Genomic DNA, 16,451 nt, shown 5'->3' with positions numbered 1-16,451 from the left:
GGATAGGCCAGCGCCCAGGCTGTCACGCACGCCGCTGCGGTGACGAGCACATCGCCGGCCACCGCCCGGCGACGGGTCACGAATTGCGCCGAACCGCCCATACCGCGCCGGCGGCCACAAGCACCGTCACCCCCGCGACGAACGGCCAAATCGGCAGTCCGTCGGCGTCGGTGTCCGATGCCGGTGGCGCAGCGTCCGGAACCGGTGAGGACGACGTCGTCGGCTCTGGGGCGGTGCCGGCGGCCGGCAGCAGCCGGTACGACCACGAGCCCGACACGACGTGCCCGTCAGCCGAAGTGGCCCGGTAGTTCACGGTGTAGTCCCCGGCCGGCGCCCTGGGGCGCACTCCGACGCTGATCACCGCGCCGTCGACGGCGGGCTCTCCGTCGGACCAGCCGACACCGTCGGGACCGATCACGGTCATCGCCGCGAACTGGGCCTGCATGGCTTCGTTGAACGTCGCGCTGACCCGGGCCGGTGCCTCGGTCAGCTCGGAATTCTCGGCGGGATCCTCGGCGATCCTCGCGGCGTGGGCGGCCGCCACGCCGGCGGCCGCCAGCGCACCGGTGACGAGCGCGACGGACAACGCGGCCACGGCGATGAGCCGGGTCACGACGGCGGGTAGTCCGCGCTGGGGTGCTCTCATCTGATCGAGGGTCAGGCCACGCCCAGGCGCGCCATCAGGTCGGCGTCGATTCCGTCGAGCTGTTCGGCGATCGCGGCATGGGCAGCGCGCCGACGGGCCGTCGGCATGTTCTCCGCCGCGGTGACCGCGGCCGCCAGATCACTGAGGCGCTCGGTGATGGCGCTGACGAACTGCTTGGTCTCCGCATCCTTGGGCTTCTTCGCCGACAACTGACGCAGCGAGTGCTCGGCGCCGGCGATTCGAGCCGAGAACTGCGCGCCATGCCCGGAGAACTGTCCGAGCTGGCTCAGCGGAACGCCCAGCTTGTCGGCGCGACGTTCGTCGATCAGTCCGCGAGCAGCGATCGAGGCGCGGTACACCAGCGGCACCACCACCGGCGCGAGCAAACGCGACACCGTCAGCGCCCTGCGAACCTTCGTGGGGGAGAACAACTTGCCCTCGCGGACCGCCTTCAGTTCGGTTTCAGCAACCTTGAGAGCGGTCCTGTCACTGTCGCGCTGGGCTTTGAGCCGCGCCTTGAGGGCGCGTGCCTGCGCCTTCTGCTCCGCCTTGAACCTGCGGACATCGTTCTTGGCCGATAGCTTGGCTTCGAGCTTCGCCTTCGCCTTGATGGCGCGGGCTTCGGCCCTGCGGGTAGCACGGGATTTGCGTCGCTTGAACAGGCTCATCCCTGCGGCCTCCCAGATCTTGTCGTCGACACATCCCGCCGGATGTCCGGCGGTCACGCTGACCAAACCCTAGCGTTCGGCACACTCCGCGGTGGCCGCGGCCCGACGACCAAGGCGTTTGGGCTCCTCAGCAAACCGCACATCACGATTGTGCGAGAATCGAACCCATCATCTGGTCAAACGGCGCCGGCGACGTCGACGGCCATGTACGTCGAGGGGTGGTGACGACGTGGGTTCGCGTGCGCGGATGGCTGCGGCGGCCTGCCTCGTGGCCTCGGGGCTGTTGACGGGCGGCGTCGGCGCGGCCACTGCGTTCGCCGACCCGGGACAGTCCACCGGCGACGAGACCTCGAGCCGCACGTCCGACCCGTCGGGCCGCGAGTCCGACACGTCGTCGGGCACCCGCCGGCACGACGCCGGCACCCCGAGGAACGGCAGCGGCCCCGTCCGCGAGAAACGTGCCGATGGAGCCGACCGGGACCTGCCGGACCGCGAGGACCGTGAGGAGCGCGAAGCGCCGATTGGCGAGGAAGGCCAGGACCGCGAATCGCCGGAGTCGGATCCCGCGGTGCCCGCCGACGACGGTCTCGACGTTGTCGCTCATGAAGGTCGGCAGGCAGAGGACAGGAAGCTGTGGCCGCCGTGCTGTGAGAACCCGGAGCAGGACCGGGACTGCCCACCCTGGTGGCCCTGGCCGGATCCCGACACCGACGAACCGCCGAGGTCCGACAGCGGTGGCGGTGGCCGCCCCGAGGCGGAACTGCCCGCCGGACTCCCGTTCACCATCCCCCCACGGGCGGTGTCTCCGGAGTTCTCGCCGCCCGCCGGCGAACCGATCGACCCCGACGTCGTGGACACGGTGCCGGTCGGCGGGGTGCCAGAGAGCGGGCCGCCGGGGGTCCCGGTCAGCGTGCCCGTCCTCGTCCCGACGCCGAGCGGCGCTGGTGCTAGGCCGGGACCCGGTACGGGCGGGGCGGGCTCACCGCGGTCGAACGGTCCGCGCCAGGGGACCGCCGAGCCGCCGCCTGCCCGACAGCCGCCACCGGCCACCGCCGGCAGCAACGTCGCGGGGGGAGCGTCGTCCTACCGGGTGGGCTACGGCGAATACCTGCGTGCTGCCGGCCTCTCGCAGATCGCAGTGCTCGCAGTGCCGGGCCTGGCGGGAATCCTGGTGGTCACCGGCGCCGGCGGATTGCTGGGATACCGCCAGGCCAAAGCAGGCCACGCGGTGCGCACCAGGGACATCGCCCGGTACATGAACTAGTGAGAACGGTCGCTTTGCAGCAGTGAGCGGCGGATAGTGGACGATACGGAGAGGGGGTCATATGCCTGCGAGCCGTCGCGTCACCCGCGCGGTCAATGAGGTTCTCGACCTCGCCCCGAAGCAGGGGGAGGTTTCGCTGACCAGGCTGGTCGACGCGGTCAGCGCGGACCGCGGACGACCGATCGAGATCACGATGGCCGACCTGCCGCCCGGCGTGTGCGGTCAGTGGCGGCAGTACTGCGACCACGACGTGTTCCTGATCCAGAAGGGCCTACCCGCCTGGGATCGCACGCTGGCCCACGAACTCGGCCACCTGGTCCTGGGGCACGAGGGGATCCCGGTGGTGCAGGCGGCCAGGGACCACACCGAGATGGCCAGCTCCGAGCTCATCGGCTACATGCTCAACCAGCGCACCGGGTGCATGGGCCCTAGCGGGGAGGACGCGGAGCAGGAAGCCGAGGACTTCGCCGCCCTGCTGATCTACCGGCTGGGCCGGCTGCCCTCCGACCGCGCCTCGATCGTCCAGGTTCGCCTCGGAGAGGCGTTTGGTTGATCATCTGGGTGATCGCCGGTCTTCTCGGATTGGCGACCGGCCTGCGCATCGGCTGGGCGCTGGTCAACAAGCAGTCGCTGGTGAGCACGGCGATGATCTTGGCCCTTGGCAGCCTGGGCGTGGTGGCGGCACTCAACTGGCAGCCGCTGACACTGCTCATCGACACGCTGCTGAGGTGGCCGAACATCTCGATCGGGCTCAGTCAGGTGGCGCTGATCGGCTGTGCCGCCGGCAGCTGCGTGATGATCACGACGGTGTCGTCGGTGCGGACCCCGGCGACGGCCAAGAAGATCGCCATCGCGCAGTACAGTGTTGCGGCCGTCATCGCCGGCGCGAGCCTGGCCTTCTTCTTCGCCGACGGCCGCCAACCGGAGATGTCGCCGGAGGAGTACCTCAGGCGCAATCTCGGCTCCGGGGGCCCCTCGCTGCCCTGGCTGTTGCCGATGCTGTACGTGCTCCTGGCGCTGAGCCTGGTGGTGTGGGCCGGGCTTCGGCACTCCAACCGCACCCGTCGTGGGCGGGCCCTGTTCGTGTTCACGGTCGGGATCGTGCTGATCGTGCTTGCGCTGGCGTTCTTCATGCTGCGCGCGGTCGGCACCAGCGGGCTCGTCGGGATCGGGGCGGCAGCGACGCTGCTGGGCTGCGCGATGCTCGTCATCGCCGCCGGATCGCTGCTGCCCAGCGTGGAGGACTGGTTCGGTGCGCGGCGGGAGCTGAGGATGATCCAACCGCTTCTCGACGAGCTCGGCCACCGCCACCCCGACGTCGGGATCGGGGTCCGGCCACGGGGACCGCTGGTCTTCCGGGTGGCCGAGCGGATGTCCCTGATCTCCGACGCGCTGTTCATGGAGGCCACCGCTGCCGACGGTGCGCTACGCCGCGTCGACGCGGCGACAGCCGTGCACGGAGGGTCCGGTGATCTCGCCGACCTGGATCCGCCAGAGGTTTCGCCGGTCGAACAGGCGGCGGCGATTGCCAGGTGGCTGCATGCGGGTAGCGAAGGGACACCCCGCAGCGCGTACGCGGCGTTCCCGGGCCTGGCCTGGCTCCGCCAACCGGCTACCTATTCGGACCGGGAATGGATCCTCGAGATCGCTCGCCAGTTTCGCCGCCACACGCCTGAATCCCGAGGCTTCACCACCAGTGCCCGGGCCGAGGCTGATTCGCCGGCGGACGGGCCGCGCTGAGCCGGGCTAATTGTCCAGATTCTCGCGCCGACGCAGTTCGTCGACCTTCTGCGAGATGTCCTGCTTGGCTTCGGCGGACAGCCCGACGGTGCGCGCCGCAATCCGGCGAACACCTTCGTCGCGCATCCCGGCCAGCCAGGTGAGCTCCTTGTCGAGCTTCTCGTAGTACTCGTCGTCGGTGAAGTACGCCGGCTTGATCCGGAAGAAGTTGGCAAGCGCCGCCATCGTTGCCTGAGACGGGTTGGTTCGGTTGCCGGAGCGCAGCTGCGACAGGTAGGGCGCGGACATGGTCACGCCTTCGGCCTTCAGGGCGGCGATCACCTCCGCCGACGTGTGCGGGCCGCGTCCTGGCGGGTAGACGACGTCGAACAGCCGGTTCAGGCGAGCGGCAAACGTATTGCTCATCGGATTGACCTCCACATGCAGACAAGCGGTGATTTCAGGGCGGCGTATTTGCTGATCATCGTAGCGACAGTTAAGTCCACAACCAAGTGCAAACCGAGTAAAAGTTAACCCGGCTCCCGGTGGGGCCGCCGCTGCTGACGTGAGCGGCGTCGGTGTCGGCGGTTGATACCGCCACAGTACGGTGCGGCTAAGCAAATAATAACGGCGCCGTAGCCAGCATACTCCCGGCACCCCGAACGGCCCATCAGGAAAGTTTCCCCAATTTCCCAGGGCAACCTCTACTTTTCTGAGATGCGCGGTATCCGTCGTTTGCTGGCCAGTTGGCGGTGCGTCCCAGCTCGGTAGCCGGCGATGCCGCTTCACGCCATGTGGCGGCCCACAGTTGGGCTGCGAACGCGCAACGGGCGGCCGCGACAAGTGCCAGTAGCCAGTGGCAGTTCGGCGGGTGTCTGACGACGTTTACTGGGCGGTGAGCACCGCGGCGCGCCGACGGTCGCGCAACCACGCTGCCACGGCGACCGCCAGGGCCAGGGCCGCCACCGCAGCGGTCACCGCGACCGCCACCCACGGCAGTCCCAGGCCGCCGTCGAAGAACAAGAAGAGCCCGAAGAGCAGGAACAGGACGCTGGCCAGCCCGTGCAGGATGTGTTCGGGCAGGCGCTTGTGCATCAGCGTGCCGACGGCGATGGCCACTCCGTCGGCCAGCACCATGCCGATCGTCGCGCCGATCCACACGCCGGCCCAGCTGTGCTCACTGGCCAGCGCGACCGTTGCCAGCATCGTCTTGTCGCCGAGCTCAGCGAGCACAAAGGACGACACGATCGCGAACAGCACGTAGCGAGGCTCGGCAACCCGCACCTGGTCGTCGCCGTCCTCGCCGCGGGCCCGCCAGGTCCACACCGCAAACAGCAGGAACGCGATGGACGCGGCGAATGCGATGGGCCGTTCGGGCAGTGAGACCCCGAGGAAATGGCCGATGGCCACCGACAGGCCGTGTACGAGCATGGCCGCGATCGCCACCCCGGACAGCACGACCCACCAGCGGTGACGCAGCGAGTAGGTCATGGTGATCAGTTGGGACTTGTCGCCGAGTTCGGCGACGAACACCACCGCGAGGCTGACCAGGATGGCGGTGAGCATGGAAATGACCTCTCGACGCTCCGCCGACAGGTCGGTGCTCTCGACCTGCCAGGCTTCGGTCGAAGGTCTCGCCCACCGCTGCCACGCTCGGTTGCGGTTCGGGTGCCGGGCTTCACGCCAGTATGTCGACACCACGATTGGGGGCTACTCCCCTTCGCTGACCTCACCGACGTTAGTCGCCGATCGCCGAGAGCGCCACCGCTGGGCGGGATTTCGGGCAGCCGAATCGAGTGTTATCTGGACACGAATGTCGGGATTCGAAAATCCTTACGCGGCAAGGAGCATGGCGAGGATTGCGGTGTCCGGATGGCTGATCGGGTCGACGCCGACGCGGCTGACCATCGACGTCACGGTGCCATCGGACTCGGCTTCGACCCAGGCGGCACGGTGCTCCAGGCCCAGATGAGGCAGGCCGGGCAGCAGCACGCACCCTGACGCCGCGCCATTGCATTCGGGAAGTGACGGAGTGGTTTCCGAAGGGGGGTGCAGCATCAAAAGCGCCGGCGGCTGGCGATCTGCGAAATAACCGGGGGCCATGGCGGATTCGCCGACAACAGTGCCCTCCGCGAGGACCAGGCCGACAGTGCCGGGTTCCGGTTCGTCTGGGAGTTCTTCCCGAGCCCCGAAAACAGTTGTGGTGGAGAGCAATCCCGGCAGCGACGCGATGCGGACCGCGACCATGAGAAGCTGCGCCCACTCCTTCGTCGAATCCGGCCAGCGGCCGGAGACCACAAAACCCTTGAGCGACCCACGTGAATGAAAAGGGACGATCTCGATCGCCCGTCCGGACCCTAGATCCATTACGCCTCCCGGCACCCTCGCAGAAATGCCCGACACGACTGTGGGTCGATCCGCTCAGGATGCGCCAAATACCCACTGGCACGCAAGTGGACACGAGTGCCAACCGGCGAAAACAAAACCCGGCTCGGTACAGGACCGAGCCGGGTGGTGTCAGTGGGGATGTGCCGGTGGCACGTCAGGCGGGCGGGTAGACCCCCATGCCCTTGGCCTTCTCCGTCTGCCAGAAGATGTCGGCGATCTCGTCGATGGTCTTCAGAAGCTTCTCGGCGACGGCGACGTCGAGCGACTTCTTCACATCACCCGCGCCGTGCACGCCGTCCCAGAACAGCTGGTGCAGGTTGGGGAACTGCTCGAAGTGGTCCTTGGTGAAGAAATCGGCCCACAGCACCATCAGGTGATGCTTGACCTCCTCGGCGCGCTGCTCCTTGATGAGGATCGCGCGGACCTTGAAGTGCTCGTCGTCGGAGTCGTGGTACTTCTGCAGCGTCTTGAGACAGGACAGCGCTTCGATCTTTGCCTGGGCGGGGTCGTAGACGCCGCAGTACAGGTCGCAGTGGGCGTGGGCGGGGGTGGAGTTTGAGAAAAGTCGATGCAGCATGGTCCTAACTTACCCTTAGCCCATGCGCCGTAACCATGGGCCGCGACCTGATTCCCGTCGGTGGCCGATCCGCAGCTTCGTGGTCGTGGAGGACTCGATGCGCCCGGCGCTGCGCCCCGGCGACGGCCTGCTGGCGCTGCGTGACGGGAATCCGCGGCTCGGCCAGTTGCGGGTCTTCCGCCATCCTGCGAAGTCCTCGCAGTGGCTCGTCAAGCGAGTCGGCGAGGTGTATCGCGGGCGGAACAGCGTGACCTTCGAAGCCCGCTCGGACAACCCGGACGCCGCAGGCGCCGCCGATTCCCACGATTTCGGGTGGGTGCCGGCAGTCGGGTCCTACCGGGTGGTGTGGAAGATCAGGAGAGGACGATCAGGGCCAGGAAACCCAGCAGCACAAGAGCGATGAGACCGGCCCGTAGGAACGCCATCAGTTGGCTGCGGTTGTAGACGCGCGACGAGGCATGCCATTCCGACGGCGGGAACGCAGAGCCTGAGTCCATCGACGACGACGCCATCAGATGTTCCTCACCAACACGCGCGAGTACCTCCCCAGTGAGATCAGTCACACAGACAAACGGTGTGACGCCGATCATAACCCCTGTTGTTCGCTGTTGAGAAATCGGGACCGGGCTGCGGCCGTCGGAAACCAATTACTTAGCAGGCGAGCCATTTCGCTCGAGCGGCGCCGCGCCTGTTGATCGCCCGGGCGTGGCGGCGGGGGTTATCCACAGCGGGCGGGCCGCGCGGCCCCGACAGGGGCGCTCAGGACGGTCAATGGCGTCCGTGGCCTGTGGATAGACCTGTGGAAACTGTGGATAGCTCTCGGATAGCTGCCGGCCGGCGCAGGTGGTGCCCGGCCCCGCGGACGTGCCAGCATGTGGCCATGGATGACACGGCTGTGCCCCAGGCAGCAATCGGCGACGTGCCTGCGACCTTCGGCGACGGGGTGGTCCTGCTCGACGTACGCGAAGGCGACGAGTGGCAGCAGGGGCACGCGCCGGGCGCGCGGCACATCCCGATGGGGGACATCCCGGCGCGGATGGCCGAGATCGACACCGCCGCCCGGCTGTATGTCATCTGCCATTCCGGCGGCCGGTCGCAACGGGTGGCGCAGTATTTGGCGCATCACGGCTACCAGCCGGTCAACGTCAGCGGCGGTATGTCGGCCTGGGCGGGGGCCGGTCGTCCCGTGGTGCGCGACGGAGGCGGTGCGGGCACGGTCTGAGCCGGCACGCAGCACCACCTCGCGGTACGTCCACTCCCCGGCGCCCCATTAGGCTGATCAGATGATCCAGGTGTGTTCCCAGTGCGGGACGCGGTGGAACGTACGCGACCGGCAGCGGGTCTGGTGTCCACGCTGCAGCGGCACGCTGCTTGCACCGTCGGGGCCCTCCGGTACGCAGGAGTGGGGGCCCGGCCAGGCGCCGCCCCGCAACGCCGGCCGACCTGCCGGACCCATGCTGCCCTCGGGATACCGCTGGGTCGCGGTGCGCCCCGGTACGCCGCCCCCGCCGCGGCCCGCCCGGCGCGTACTCGGGCCGACGCCGCGTTACCCGGTCATTCCGCGCTGGGGTCTGGTGGAACACTTCGACGCTCCCGCCGAGCAGAAAGCTCAGCGCGGCGGTCCATCGGTGACCGCGGTGCGGGTCACCCTGGTGGCGGCCATGGCGGTGCTCGGCGCCGCGGCGATGGTCCACCTGGTCCGCTACGCGCTGCTGATCATCAACCGCACCACGCTTCTGCACCCGTGGGTTGCCGCCGCGGCCACCTGGGGTGGTGTCGCGGTCAGTGTGGTCGCGATGTTCATGGTCGTCGCGAGCGCGCTGCTGCTGACCAACTGGCTGATCGCAAGACGATCGGCTGCGTTCGCCCACCAGGGGCGCCCGGAGCCGCGATCGGTCTGGGCACTGCGGGCGGGCTGTCTGATCCCGGTGGTGAACCTGGCCTGGGCGCCGGTCTACGTCATCGAGTTGGCAGAGGTGGAGTCGCGCCAGAGGTGGCTGCGCCGGCCCATCGTGGCCTGGTGGGCCGTCTGGGTGCTCAGCACGGTGGTGTCGATCTTCTCCTTCGTCACGAGCTTCAGCACCGACCCGCAACGCATCGCCGACAACACCGTGACCACGATCGTCGCCTACCTGCTGGCACTTGCGGCGCTGCTGCTGGCGCTCCAGGTCCTCCTCGGTTTCGAGCGCCAGCCCGTGGAGCGGCCGTCGAGGCGTTGGGTGATGGTCGCGACCGACGAACCCGAGCGCGCTGCGGACCGGGACGCCGCGCCGGAGAAGGACAAAGGCGACCCAGCGGTTGAGTCCGAAGGGCAGAACCCGGCAGCATAGCGACATGAGCTCCGGCGAGACGTTCGGCAGTCACCCGTTCGTGGTGGCCCACCGCGGCGCCTCGGCGGACCGTCCCGAGCACACTCTCGCCGCCTATCAATTGGCTCTCGAGGAGGGCGCCGACGGTGTCGAATGTGATGTGCGGCTGACCCGGGACGGCCACCTGGTTTGTGTGCACGACCGTAGCCTCGATCGGACCTCCACCGGAACGGGGCTGGTCAGCGAGATGACGTTGGCAGAACTACGCGAGTTGGACTACGGCGCGTGGCATCCGAGCAGGCGTGCCGACGGCAGCCACGGCGACACCGGGCTGCTGACGCTGGAGGACCTCGTCAAGCTGGTGCTCGACTGGAACCGGCCGGTCAAGATGTTCATCGAGACTAAGCACCCGGTGCGCTACGGCGCGCTGGTCGAGAGCAAGGTGCTGGCGCTGCTGCATCGCTACGGCATCGCGTCACCGGCGTCGGCCGCTCTGTCGAGGGCCGTGGTGATGTCGTTCTCGGCAGCAGCCGTGTGGCGGATCCGGCGTGCCGCGCCGATGCTGCCGACGGTCCTGCTCGGGGAGACGTCGCGCTACCTGGGTGGCGGCGCGGCCACCACCGTCGGTGCCACCGCGGTCGGGCCGTCGATCGCGACACTGCGCGACCATCCGGAGCTGGTGGACCGGGCGGCCGCTCAGGGACGCGCCCTGTACTGCTGGACCGTCGATCACTACGAGGACGTGCAGTATTGCCGCGACGTCGGTGTGGCCTGGATCGCGACCAACCACCCGGGCCGCACGAAGGCGTGGCTGCAGGACGGCCTGACCGGCGCCGGTCGCGACTAGAGAGCGCCCCCGGCGGCCTTGGGCGCGGCGGGATCGCCCGTGGGTGTGGTGATCTCGCGAGCAACGAAGTCCTCGAGGTGAAACAGGTCGGCTCCGGCACGTTCGGCGATGCGCACCAGCGTCGTCATCAGCGCGACCTCCTCGACCTGTTCCTTGAGGAACCACTGGACGAACTGCTCGCCGACATAGTCGCCTTCGTCGCGCGCCGTGCCTGCCAGTCGGCTGAACTGCTCGGTGACCGCGCGCTCCATGTCGAGCGCCAGTGCGAGGGCGTCGCGCGGCGTCTCGAACGCGTTGCGGACGGGTTCGACCGCCGGGATCTCCACAGGCACGTCACGGTCGACGAAGTACTGCACCAGCATCATCGCGTGGTTGCGCTCCTCGACCGACTGCCGGTAGAAGAGCTTGGCCAACTGCGGTAGGTCGGCGCCGTCGAAATACACCGCGATGGCGAGATACTGCTGCGATGCACCGAGTTCGCTGCGGACCTGCTCGTCGAGCAAGCCGTGGAACTTGGTTTCGGTCGCGTCAGAAGATTCCGTGTTGAGCATGGCATCAAGATATAGCAGGTCAGACGCCATTGTCAGCGAAGGTGGACCTAACGCAGGCCAGCATATCCTTAGTCTGAACCGCTGTTGTGACGTACGTTTCAGCGCGTCGACTAGTTTGCCAGGCCTAAGGGTTTGCCGCGTCGAGCACGTCCTGCGGAATTGCCGCGTCCGACGCCAGGGCGGAGAACAGTCGCTGTGCGGCTTCGCTGTTCCACACCACGATCGAGCCGGAGCCGTTGTCGGTGAATTCGCCGATCGGCACGGTCCCGGTGGTGATCGAGGCCGGGTCCCCGTGCAACGCCCACGCCAGCCGGATCAGATCCCAGAGGTTGTCGCCGTCGTCGACGGTCACGGTGTCGACCGCCGCGCGTGCCATCGGATACCAGCGCAGGGGGTTCAGCAGCACGGCCGGGCTGGTGGCGCGGTCGACGAGTGCGGACATGAACTGACGCTGATTGGCCATCCGGTCCAGGTCGGCGCGTGGTGTCGTGCGGGTGCGGACGTACCCGAGTGCGGAGCGGCCGTCGAGTTCCTGGCATCCGGCCGGGAGCTCGATGCCGGCCAGTGGATCGTTGATCGGCTCGGCCGGGCACATCGTCACGCCGCCGACGGCGTCGACGAGACCGGCGAACCCGCCGAAACCGATCTCGGCGTAGTGGTCGATGCGCAGTCCGGTGGCCTGCTCGACGGTCTGGGTCAGCAACGTTGGCCCGCCCAGGGTGAACGCCGCATTGACCTTGTCGGAGCCGTACCCGGGAATCGGGACGTACGAGTCGCGGGGAATCGACACCATGGTCGCCGGGGTCGAGGAGCCGAGGCCGGGCAGATGCACCAACAGGATCGTGTCGGTGCGCGCGGAGCCGGAGAAGTCCAGGTCCCCACCGGTGGCCAGTTCGGCCTGCTGTTCGGGGGTCAGGCCGGCACGGCTGTCCGAGCCGACGAGTAGCCAGGTGGTGCCCGCGCCCCGGGCCGGCCGTTCCGGATAGTCGGTCAGGGCGGGGATGCGGGTCAGTGACGTCTGCACCCAGATCCCGACCCCGACCGTCGCGGCGCCGAGCACCACGACACAGGCCACCAAGACGCGCAGCCAGCGTCGCAAGCGCCCGGGTTTTCTGCTGGGACGTGCAGGGGCGGCGGGTGGTGGCATCGCTCGCCCGGGCGGCCGAGGAGGCGAACTCTTGCGGGGTGGGGGCGGCGGGAACTGGCGGGGTGGTGCCGGCGGTCTCCGTACAGGTGGCGAGGGTGGGGATCGGCGCGGTGGGGTCGCCGGATTGGGCGGCCAGGCAGGCCGGTAGTTCGGGTCGCGCCGCAGCGCCGGTGGTGGCTCACTGCGACCCGGCGCCCCTCGCGTGGGGGGAGGTGGCGTCGGCCCCGGGAAAGGCGGCCGCTTGTCGGTCACAGCAAGAAATGTACGTCCTACTGCAGCCAGCCGAGGTGACCGGCGAGCAGCGAATACCCGACGAATGCCACGACGTCGATCAGTGTGTGCGCGATGATCAGCGGCCACAGCCGGCCGGTGCGCTGCCAGATGTACGCGAACACCAGCCCCATCGCGAGGTTGCCCAGGCCCGCGCCGAACCCCTGATACAGGTGGTATGCGCCGCGCAGCAGGCTCGAGATCACCAGGGCCACCCACGGGTTGACACGCAGCTGCCGCAACCGGGTGAGCAGGAAGCCGACGACGACAACTTCTTCGGCCCATCCGTTGCCGAAGGACAGCAACAACAGCATGGGGATGCGCCACCAGGTGTCGTTCAGTTCGGCGGGTTCCACCGACGCGTTGGCCCCGAGGATCCGGGCGATCCGGTAGAGCGCCAGCCCCGGGACGCCGATGAGGGTGGCCAGTCCGATGCCGCCGAGGACATCCGGTCGCCACCGGATGCGTCCCAACCCGAACCGTGCGGGACCGTAGCCGCTGCGCCACAGCAGGTATACCGCCAGCGCTCCCCACGCCAGCAGCTGGAACAGGCCGGCCAGGTTCAACCCGAGGTCGATGAGGTCGAAGGAGGAGCGCCGCGGATTGAGCGCCACCGTCTGTCCGGACAGGCCGAGCAGCACGCCTTCGACCAGCCTCAGCAGCGCGGTGTAGGCGCTGAGGGCGAACGTGACCGCCAGCACGATGGCGATCTCGATACGCAGCGCACGCCGCTGGGTATCGGTCGGTTCGTCGTCGGGGTCGCTCACCGCAGCCACGGTAGCCGGGCGCGCGCGACCGGGCCGCTCAGACGCCCCGCGCGCGCAGCCCGTTGAGGAACGGGCAGCCCATCAGCACCCGAATCGCCTGACTGAGCCCGGTGACGTCGTCCACCGGTTTGGCGAACGACAGCCGTACGTCGTGGTCGCCGTCGTCACCTTCGACCCGCAACTGCACGCCGTAGCGGTCCAGACCCAACGGGCGAACCCGGCCACGGCGCAGCGTTGGGGGCAGCCGGCTCGCGAGCCGTTCGACCACGTCGCGGTGCGCGGATTCCATGTGCTGCAACCAGCACGACTCCATGGCGCAGAACGGATCCGGGTCGGCACCGAGCAGGGCGCTGAGCGGGACGGAATCGGCTCCGGTGGAGTCGGCCACCACGATCGATTCGATCTCCAGGCGCAGCAGCGTGTAGCGGATCTCCGGCTCTGCGGTGCAGCCGGAACTGCCGATCCCGGAATTGACCTGCAGCAGAGCAGGATTGGGTTCCGCGGCGGCGATCAGGTCGAGCAGTGCCGGTACCTTCCTCATCGGGACGTCGCGGAGCCTGCCCTGGATCCAGACAAGTGAACGCACCGGCTCCCGCAGCGGGAGCGGTGCGTAGTCGGTCAGCTCCAGCACCGCCTGCACTCCGGTGGTCCCCGCCGAGCCCGCCGTCGCGGCGAGCGCCGAGTCGACCGGCACGGTCGTCGCGAACGAACCATCGCCGAGCAGGTGGTGCACGGGAGTGGAGGCCGGCTCCAGGCCTTCGACGGCCAGCATGGCGCCGCCGGCCCGTGCGCACGCGCTGCGGATCCGCTCAGCCGTCGTGGGGGCCGCGGTCGGTGCAGGAGAGGCCATTGCGCCACCTTTCTTCGTAAGGTGAGGCTAACTTAACTACCGATCGCGGATCGGCGCAAGGCTTTCGTGCAGCGGAATGGTGACCCGATACGCTGAAGCGGTGCCTGGCATCGCGTATCTCGGCCCTGAGGGGACATTCACCGAGGCCGCGCTGCGCGCCATCGCGAAGAACGGGCTGATTCCGCCCGCAGCTACCGGTGCTCCCGGTGGCCAGGAGTCCGTCACCCCGATCACCACCGACAGCACCGCGGCCGCGCTGGCGGCCGTCCGTTCCGGCGAAGCCGAGTTCGCGTGCGTCCCGATCGAGAACTCGATCGAGGGGTCGGTGCTGCCGACCCTCGACAGCCTGGCCGAGGGAACGCCGCTGCAGATCTTCGCGGAACTGACGCTGGACGTGTCGTTCACCATCGCCGTGCGTCCCGGAACCGAGGATTCGCAGGTGCGGACCGTGGCGGCGTTCCCCGTCGCCGCTGCACAGGTCAGGCATTGGCTCGCCGAGCACCTGCCGGAAGCTCAACTCGTACCGGCCAATTCGAACGCCGCCTCCGCCCAGGACGTCGCAGCCGGGCGGGCGGACGCGGCGGTGAGCACCGCGCTGGCCACCCAGCGCTACGGGCTGCAGGCGTTGGCGGCGGGAGTGGTCGACGAACGCAACGCACGCACCAGGTTCGTCCTCGTCGGTGCTCCAGGCCCGCCGCCGGCATGCACCGGCACCGACCGGACGTCGGTGGTGTTGCGGCTGGAGAACGTGCCCGGGGCACTGGTCTCGGCCCTCACCGAGCTGGCCATCCGCGACATCGACCTCACCCGGATCGAGTCCAGACCCACCCGAACCGAACTCGGCACCTACATCTTCTTTCTCGACTTCGTGGGACACATCGACGACAGCTCCGTCGCCGAGGCGCTGCGCGCGCTGCACCGGCGCTGCGCCGATGTGCGCTACCTGGGGTCGTGGCCGACGGGGCAGTCGGTGGGTGCGGCCCCGCCGCAGATGGCAGAGGCGGTGGCCTGGCTGGACGGGCTGCGGGAGGGCAGACCGTGAGCGGCCGGCTGGTCCTGGTGCGGCACGGGCAGACACACGGCAACGTGGAGCGGCGCCTCGACACCCGGCCACCCGGAGCCGAGCTGACCGACCTCGGCCGCGATCAGGCCAGATCCTTCGCCCGTGGGCTGCCCCGGCCGCCGGCGATGATCGCCCACTCGATCGCCACCCGGGCCGTGCAGACCGCCACAGAGATATCCACAGTGATATCCACAGGGCTCAGCGCGGGAGGCGGAAGGGCGCTCGCGGCCGGCATGCGCGAGTTCGAGGACATCCATGAAGTCCAGGTCGGAGAACTGGAGAACCGCAGCGATGCCGACGCCCACGACGAGTTCAACGCCGTCTACCGCCGCTGGCACGCCGGAGAGCACGCGCTCGCCCTTCCCGGCGGCGAGTCGGCGCAACAGGTGCTCGACCGCTACCTGCCCGTCGTCGAACAAGTCAGGAACCGCTATCTCGAGGACCACACGTTCCCGGGCGACATCGTGGTGGTCAGCCACGGCGCAGCCATCCGGCTCGTCTCGGCGGTGCTGGCGGGCATCGACAGTCAGTTCGCCCTCGATCACCATCTGGCCAACACCGAGTCGGTCGTGCTGGCCCCCGCCGCCGAGGGCCGCTGGAGCTGCGTGCAGTGGGGCCTGCTGACCCCGCCGTTCGAGACGGATGCCCCCGCGGTGACGACCGTCGACGACGCGTCGCGGTCAGCCGAACCGATGGGCTGACACCGCACCCGGGACGACGTCGTCGCACGCGCAACCGACAGCGGCGCAGTCCAGGTGCATGACGTGGGCACCATCGGGCAGGTAACAGTCGACCTCGGTGCATTCCGCACGCAGGTAGGCGTGGTGGATCAGTGCCCCGTGGCAGTGCTCCAGGCCTGCCCGGCAGTCGCGGCATTCACTGGTCATGACCCGTTCATAGCACTGGAGGCCGACGAATTCGGGTTGCCGCGCGCTGAGGATCTGCAGTGCTGATCACGCCCAGCCCAGCTCGTGCAGCCGGTCGTCGTCGATGCCGAAGTGATGCGCGATCTCGTGGATCACCGTGATCGCCACCTCGTCGACCACCTCGGCGTCGGTTCGGCAGATGTCCAGCAGTGCCTCGCGATAGATCGTGATGGTGTCGGGCAGCGAACCGCTGTACCACGAGTCACGTTCGGTGAGCGCGACCCCTTCGTAGAGGCCGAGCAGTTGCGGTTCCTCGGGGTTCCGGTCGGCGACCAGGATCACCACGTTGTCGATCGCCGAGGCGAGGTCGGGCGGAACGAGGTCGAGGGCGTCACCGACCAACTCTTCGAACCGTTGCGGGGTCATCCGCACGGTCACCGGGCTAGATCCCCGGGGGTGGCGGCGCGGGCGGCAGCGGCGCGGCCGGCGCGCCCGGTGGGGGAGGTGGTGGCGCGGGAG

General features: G+C 68.8%; 22 protein-coding genes. 9 read left to right on the top strand and 13 right to left on the bottom strand.

Annotated elements, in window-relative coordinates; genetic code table 11:
• Nucleotides 1-76: 76 nt before the first annotated feature.
• Both WA944_RS25480 and WA944_RS25475 read right to left on the bottom strand, forming a co-directional pair.
• Nucleotides 77-646 (bottom strand): copper resistance CopC family protein, encoded by a 570-nt coding sequence (locus WA944_RS25480; protein WP_526371283.1) that lies wholly within the window; start codon nt 644-646, stop codon nt 77-79.
• 11 nt (nt 647-657) lie between these two features.
• Nucleotides 658-1,314 (bottom strand): DUF6474 family protein, encoded by a 657-nt coding sequence (locus WA944_RS25475; protein WP_526371286.1) that lies wholly within the window; start codon nt 1,312-1,314, stop codon nt 658-660.
• A gap of 229 nt (nt 1,315-1,543) precedes the next feature.
• Between WA944_RS25475 and WA944_RS25470 the strand changes: the two genes are divergently transcribed.
• The 3 genes from WA944_RS25470 to WA944_RS25460 all read left to right on the top strand — a co-directional run bounded on the left by WA944_RS25470 (nt 1,544) and on the right by WA944_RS25460 (nt 4,318).
• Entirely contained in the window at nt 1,544-2,578 is a 1,035-nt protein-coding gene (locus WA944_RS25470) for a hypothetical protein (RefSeq protein WP_526647459.1), read from the top strand.
• A gap of 61 nt (nt 2,579-2,639) precedes the next feature.
• On the top strand, nt 2,640-3,131 hold the full coding sequence (locus WA944_RS25465; RefSeq protein WP_526373000.1) for an ImmA/IrrE family metallo-endopeptidase: 492 nt from the start codon (nt 2,640-2,642) through the stop codon (nt 3,129-3,131).
• Entirely contained in the window at nt 3,128-4,318 is a 1,191-nt protein-coding gene (locus tag WA944_RS25460) for a hypothetical protein (RefSeq protein ID WP_526373002.1), read from the top strand. The genes WA944_RS25465 and WA944_RS25460 overlap by 4 nt, the downstream gene beginning before the upstream one ends.
• Before the next feature lie 6 nt (nt 4,319-4,324).
• On the opposite strand, the gene WA944_RS25455 is transcribed toward WA944_RS25460, so the two are convergent.
• The 4 genes from WA944_RS25455 to sodN form a co-directional block, all read right to left on the bottom strand.
• Nucleotides 4,325-4,723, bottom strand: coding sequence for a helix-turn-helix domain-containing protein (locus WA944_RS25455; RefSeq protein WP_159232534.1), 399 nt, complete (start codon nt 4,721-4,723; stop codon nt 4,325-4,327).
• A 459-nt stretch (nt 4,724-5,182) separates the two neighbouring features.
• Nucleotides 5,183-5,863, bottom strand: a complete 681-nt coding sequence (locus tag WA944_RS25450) for a TMEM165/GDT1 family protein (RefSeq protein WP_526373004.1) — start codon at nt 5,861-5,863, stop codon at nt 5,183-5,185.
• 267 nt (nt 5,864-6,130) lie between these two features.
• Nucleotides 6,131-6,664, bottom strand: a complete 534-nt coding sequence (locus WA944_RS25445) for a peptidase (protein WP_526373006.1) — start codon at nt 6,662-6,664, stop codon at nt 6,131-6,133.
• Between the two features lie 175 nt (nt 6,665-6,839).
• Entirely contained in the window at nt 6,840-7,262 is a 423-nt protein-coding gene (sodN, locus tag WA944_RS25440) for a superoxide dismutase, Ni (RefSeq protein ID WP_526373007.1), read from the bottom strand.
• Between the two features lie 22 nt (nt 7,263-7,284).
• Here sodN and WA944_RS25435 point away from each other — a divergent pair, with 22 nt between their 5' ends.
• Nucleotides 7,285-7,665 carry a S24/S26 family peptidase gene (locus tag WA944_RS25435; RefSeq protein WP_526373009.1) on the top strand — a complete coding sequence of 127 codons (381 nt, stop codon included), beginning with the start codon at nt 7,285-7,287 and terminating at the stop codon, nt 7,663-7,665.
• Here WA944_RS25435 and WA944_RS25430 read toward each other — a convergent pair.
• Nucleotides 7,616-7,825 (bottom strand): hypothetical protein, encoded by a 210-nt coding sequence (locus WA944_RS25430; RefSeq protein ID WP_526373019.1) that lies wholly within the window; start codon nt 7,823-7,825, stop codon nt 7,616-7,618. The two genes, WA944_RS25435 and WA944_RS25430, sit on opposite strands and share 50 nt — an antisense overlap.
• 317 nt (nt 7,826-8,142) lie before the next feature.
• Here WA944_RS25430 and WA944_RS25425 point away from each other — a divergent pair, with 317 nt between their 5' ends.
• The 3 genes from WA944_RS25425 to WA944_RS25415 all read left to right on the top strand — a co-directional run bounded on the left by WA944_RS25425 (nt 8,143) and on the right by WA944_RS25415 (nt 10,418).
• The gene (locus WA944_RS25425; protein WP_526373010.1) at nt 8,143-8,484 is read left to right on the top strand and encodes a rhodanese-like domain-containing protein; all 342 of its coding nucleotides are present in this window, start codon (nt 8,143-8,145) and stop codon (nt 8,482-8,484) included.
• A 61-nt stretch (nt 8,485-8,545) separates the two neighbouring features.
• On the top strand, nt 8,546-9,592 hold the full coding sequence (locus WA944_RS25420) for a DUF4328 domain-containing protein (RefSeq protein WP_526373011.1): 1,047 nt from the start codon (nt 8,546-8,548) through the stop codon (nt 9,590-9,592).
• 4 nt (nt 9,593-9,596) lie between these two features.
• Nucleotides 9,597-10,418 carry a glycerophosphodiester phosphodiesterase gene (locus WA944_RS25415; RefSeq protein ID WP_526373013.1) on the top strand — a complete coding sequence of 274 codons (822 nt, stop codon included), beginning with the start codon at nt 9,597-9,599 and terminating at the stop codon, nt 10,416-10,418.
• On the opposite strand, the gene WA944_RS25410 is transcribed toward WA944_RS25415, so the two are convergent.
• From WA944_RS25410 to WA944_RS25395, 4 genes are all read right to left on the bottom strand, one after another.
• The gene (locus tag WA944_RS25410) at nt 10,415-10,969 is read right to left on the bottom strand and encodes a ferritin (protein WP_526373015.1); all 555 of its coding nucleotides are present in this window, start codon (nt 10,967-10,969) and stop codon (nt 10,415-10,417) included. The genes WA944_RS25415 and WA944_RS25410 overlap by 4 nt on opposite strands.
• Before the next feature lie 124 nt (nt 10,970-11,093).
• Entirely contained in the window at nt 11,094-12,281 is a 1,188-nt protein-coding gene (locus tag WA944_RS25405; RefSeq protein WP_526647460.1) for an LCP family protein, read from the bottom strand.
• Between the two features lie 104 nt (nt 12,282-12,385).
• The gene (locus WA944_RS25400) at nt 12,386-13,153 is read right to left on the bottom strand and encodes a CPBP family intramembrane glutamic endopeptidase (RefSeq protein WP_526375120.1); all 768 of its coding nucleotides are present in this window, start codon (nt 13,151-13,153) and stop codon (nt 12,386-12,388) included.
• Between the two features lie 37 nt (nt 13,154-13,190).
• The gene (locus WA944_RS25395) at nt 13,191-14,003 is read right to left on the bottom strand and encodes a DUF2470 domain-containing protein (RefSeq protein WP_526375118.1); all 813 of its coding nucleotides are present in this window, start codon (nt 14,001-14,003) and stop codon (nt 13,191-13,193) included.
• A 100-nt stretch (nt 14,004-14,103) separates the two neighbouring features.
• Between WA944_RS25395 and pheA the strand changes: the two genes are divergently transcribed.
• Both pheA and WA944_RS25385 read left to right on the top strand, forming a co-directional pair.
• Nucleotides 14,104-15,045: a prephenate dehydratase gene (gene pheA / locus WA944_RS25390; protein WP_526608493.1), complete on the top strand. Its 942-nt coding sequence runs from the start codon at nt 14,104-14,106 to the stop codon at nt 15,043-15,045.
• The gene (locus WA944_RS25385; RefSeq protein WP_526374683.1) at nt 15,042-15,767 is read left to right on the top strand and encodes a histidine phosphatase family protein; all 726 of its coding nucleotides are present in this window, start codon (nt 15,042-15,044) and stop codon (nt 15,765-15,767) included. The genes pheA and WA944_RS25385 overlap by 4 nt, the downstream gene beginning before the upstream one ends.
• Here the strand turns inward: WA944_RS25385 and WA944_RS25380 are convergent.
• Nucleotides 15,747-15,953 carry a hypothetical protein gene (locus WA944_RS25380; RefSeq protein ID WP_526374685.1) on the bottom strand — a complete coding sequence of 69 codons (207 nt, stop codon included), beginning with the start codon at nt 15,951-15,953 and terminating at the stop codon, nt 15,747-15,749. The genes WA944_RS25385 and WA944_RS25380 overlap by 21 nt on opposite strands.
• Before the next feature lie 66 nt (nt 15,954-16,019).
• On the bottom strand, nt 16,020-16,370 hold the full coding sequence (locus WA944_RS25375) for a metallopeptidase family protein (RefSeq protein WP_526374687.1): 351 nt from the start codon (nt 16,368-16,370) through the stop codon (nt 16,020-16,022).
• Between the last annotated feature and the right edge of the window lie 81 nt (nt 16,371-16,451).

Origin of the sequence: Mycobacterium sp., from assembly GCF_049683355.1 — a bacterium.
Taxonomy (GTDB): Bacteria; Actinomycetota; Actinomycetes; order Mycobacteriales; family Mycobacteriaceae; genus Mycobacterium.
This window is presented reverse-complemented; position numbering and strand designations above follow the sequence as displayed.

Bases quoted from the DNA above. Each gene is read 5' to 3' on its own strand.
- WA944_RS25425 (WP_526373010.1), top strand. From the start codon at position 8,143: ATGGATGACACGGCTGTGCCCCAGGCAGCAATCGGCGACGTGCCTGCG.
- WA944_RS25455 (WP_159232534.1), bottom strand. From the start codon at position 4,723: ATGAGCAATACGTTTGCCGCTCGCCTGAACCGGCTGTTCGACGTCGTC.
- WA944_RS25445 (WP_526373006.1), bottom strand. From the start codon at position 6,664: ATGGATCTAGGGTCCGGACGGGCGATCGAGATCGTCCCTTTTCATTCA.
- sodN (WP_526373007.1), bottom strand. From the start codon at position 7,262: ATGCTGCATCGACTTTTCTCAAACTCCACCCCCGCCCACGCCCACTGC.
- WA944_RS25415 (WP_526373013.1), top strand. From the start codon at position 9,597: ATGAGCTCCGGCGAGACGTTCGGCAGTCACCCGTTCGTGGTGGCCCAC.
- WA944_RS25480 (WP_526371283.1), bottom strand. From the start codon at position 646: ATGAGAGCACCCCAGCGCGGACTACCCGCCGTCGTGACCCGGCTCATC.
- WA944_RS25380 (WP_526374685.1), bottom strand. From the start codon at position 15,953: ATGACCAGTGAATGCCGCGACTGCCGGGCAGGCCTGGAGCACTGCCAC.
- WA944_RS25420 (WP_526373011.1), top strand. From the start codon at position 8,546: ATGATCCAGGTGTGTTCCCAGTGCGGGACGCGGTGGAACGTACGCGAC.
- WA944_RS25410 (WP_526373015.1), bottom strand. From the start codon at position 10,969: ATGCTCAACACGGAATCTTCTGACGCGACCGAAACCAAGTTCCACGGC.
- WA944_RS25395 (WP_526375118.1), bottom strand. From the start codon at position 14,003: ATGGCCTCTCCTGCACCGACCGCGGCCCCCACGACGGCTGAGCGGATC.
- WA944_RS25465 (WP_526373000.1), top strand. From the start codon at position 2,640: ATGCCTGCGAGCCGTCGCGTCACCCGCGCGGTCAATGAGGTTCTCGAC.
- WA944_RS25475 (WP_526371286.1), bottom strand. From the start codon at position 1,314: ATGAGCCTGTTCAAGCGACGCAAATCCCGTGCTACCCGCAGGGCCGAA.
- WA944_RS25450 (WP_526373004.1), bottom strand. From the start codon at position 5,863: ATGCTCACCGCCATCCTGGTCAGCCTCGCGGTGGTGTTCGTCGCCGAA.
- WA944_RS25435 (WP_526373009.1), top strand. From the start codon at position 7,285: ATGCGCCGTAACCATGGGCCGCGACCTGATTCCCGTCGGTGGCCGATC.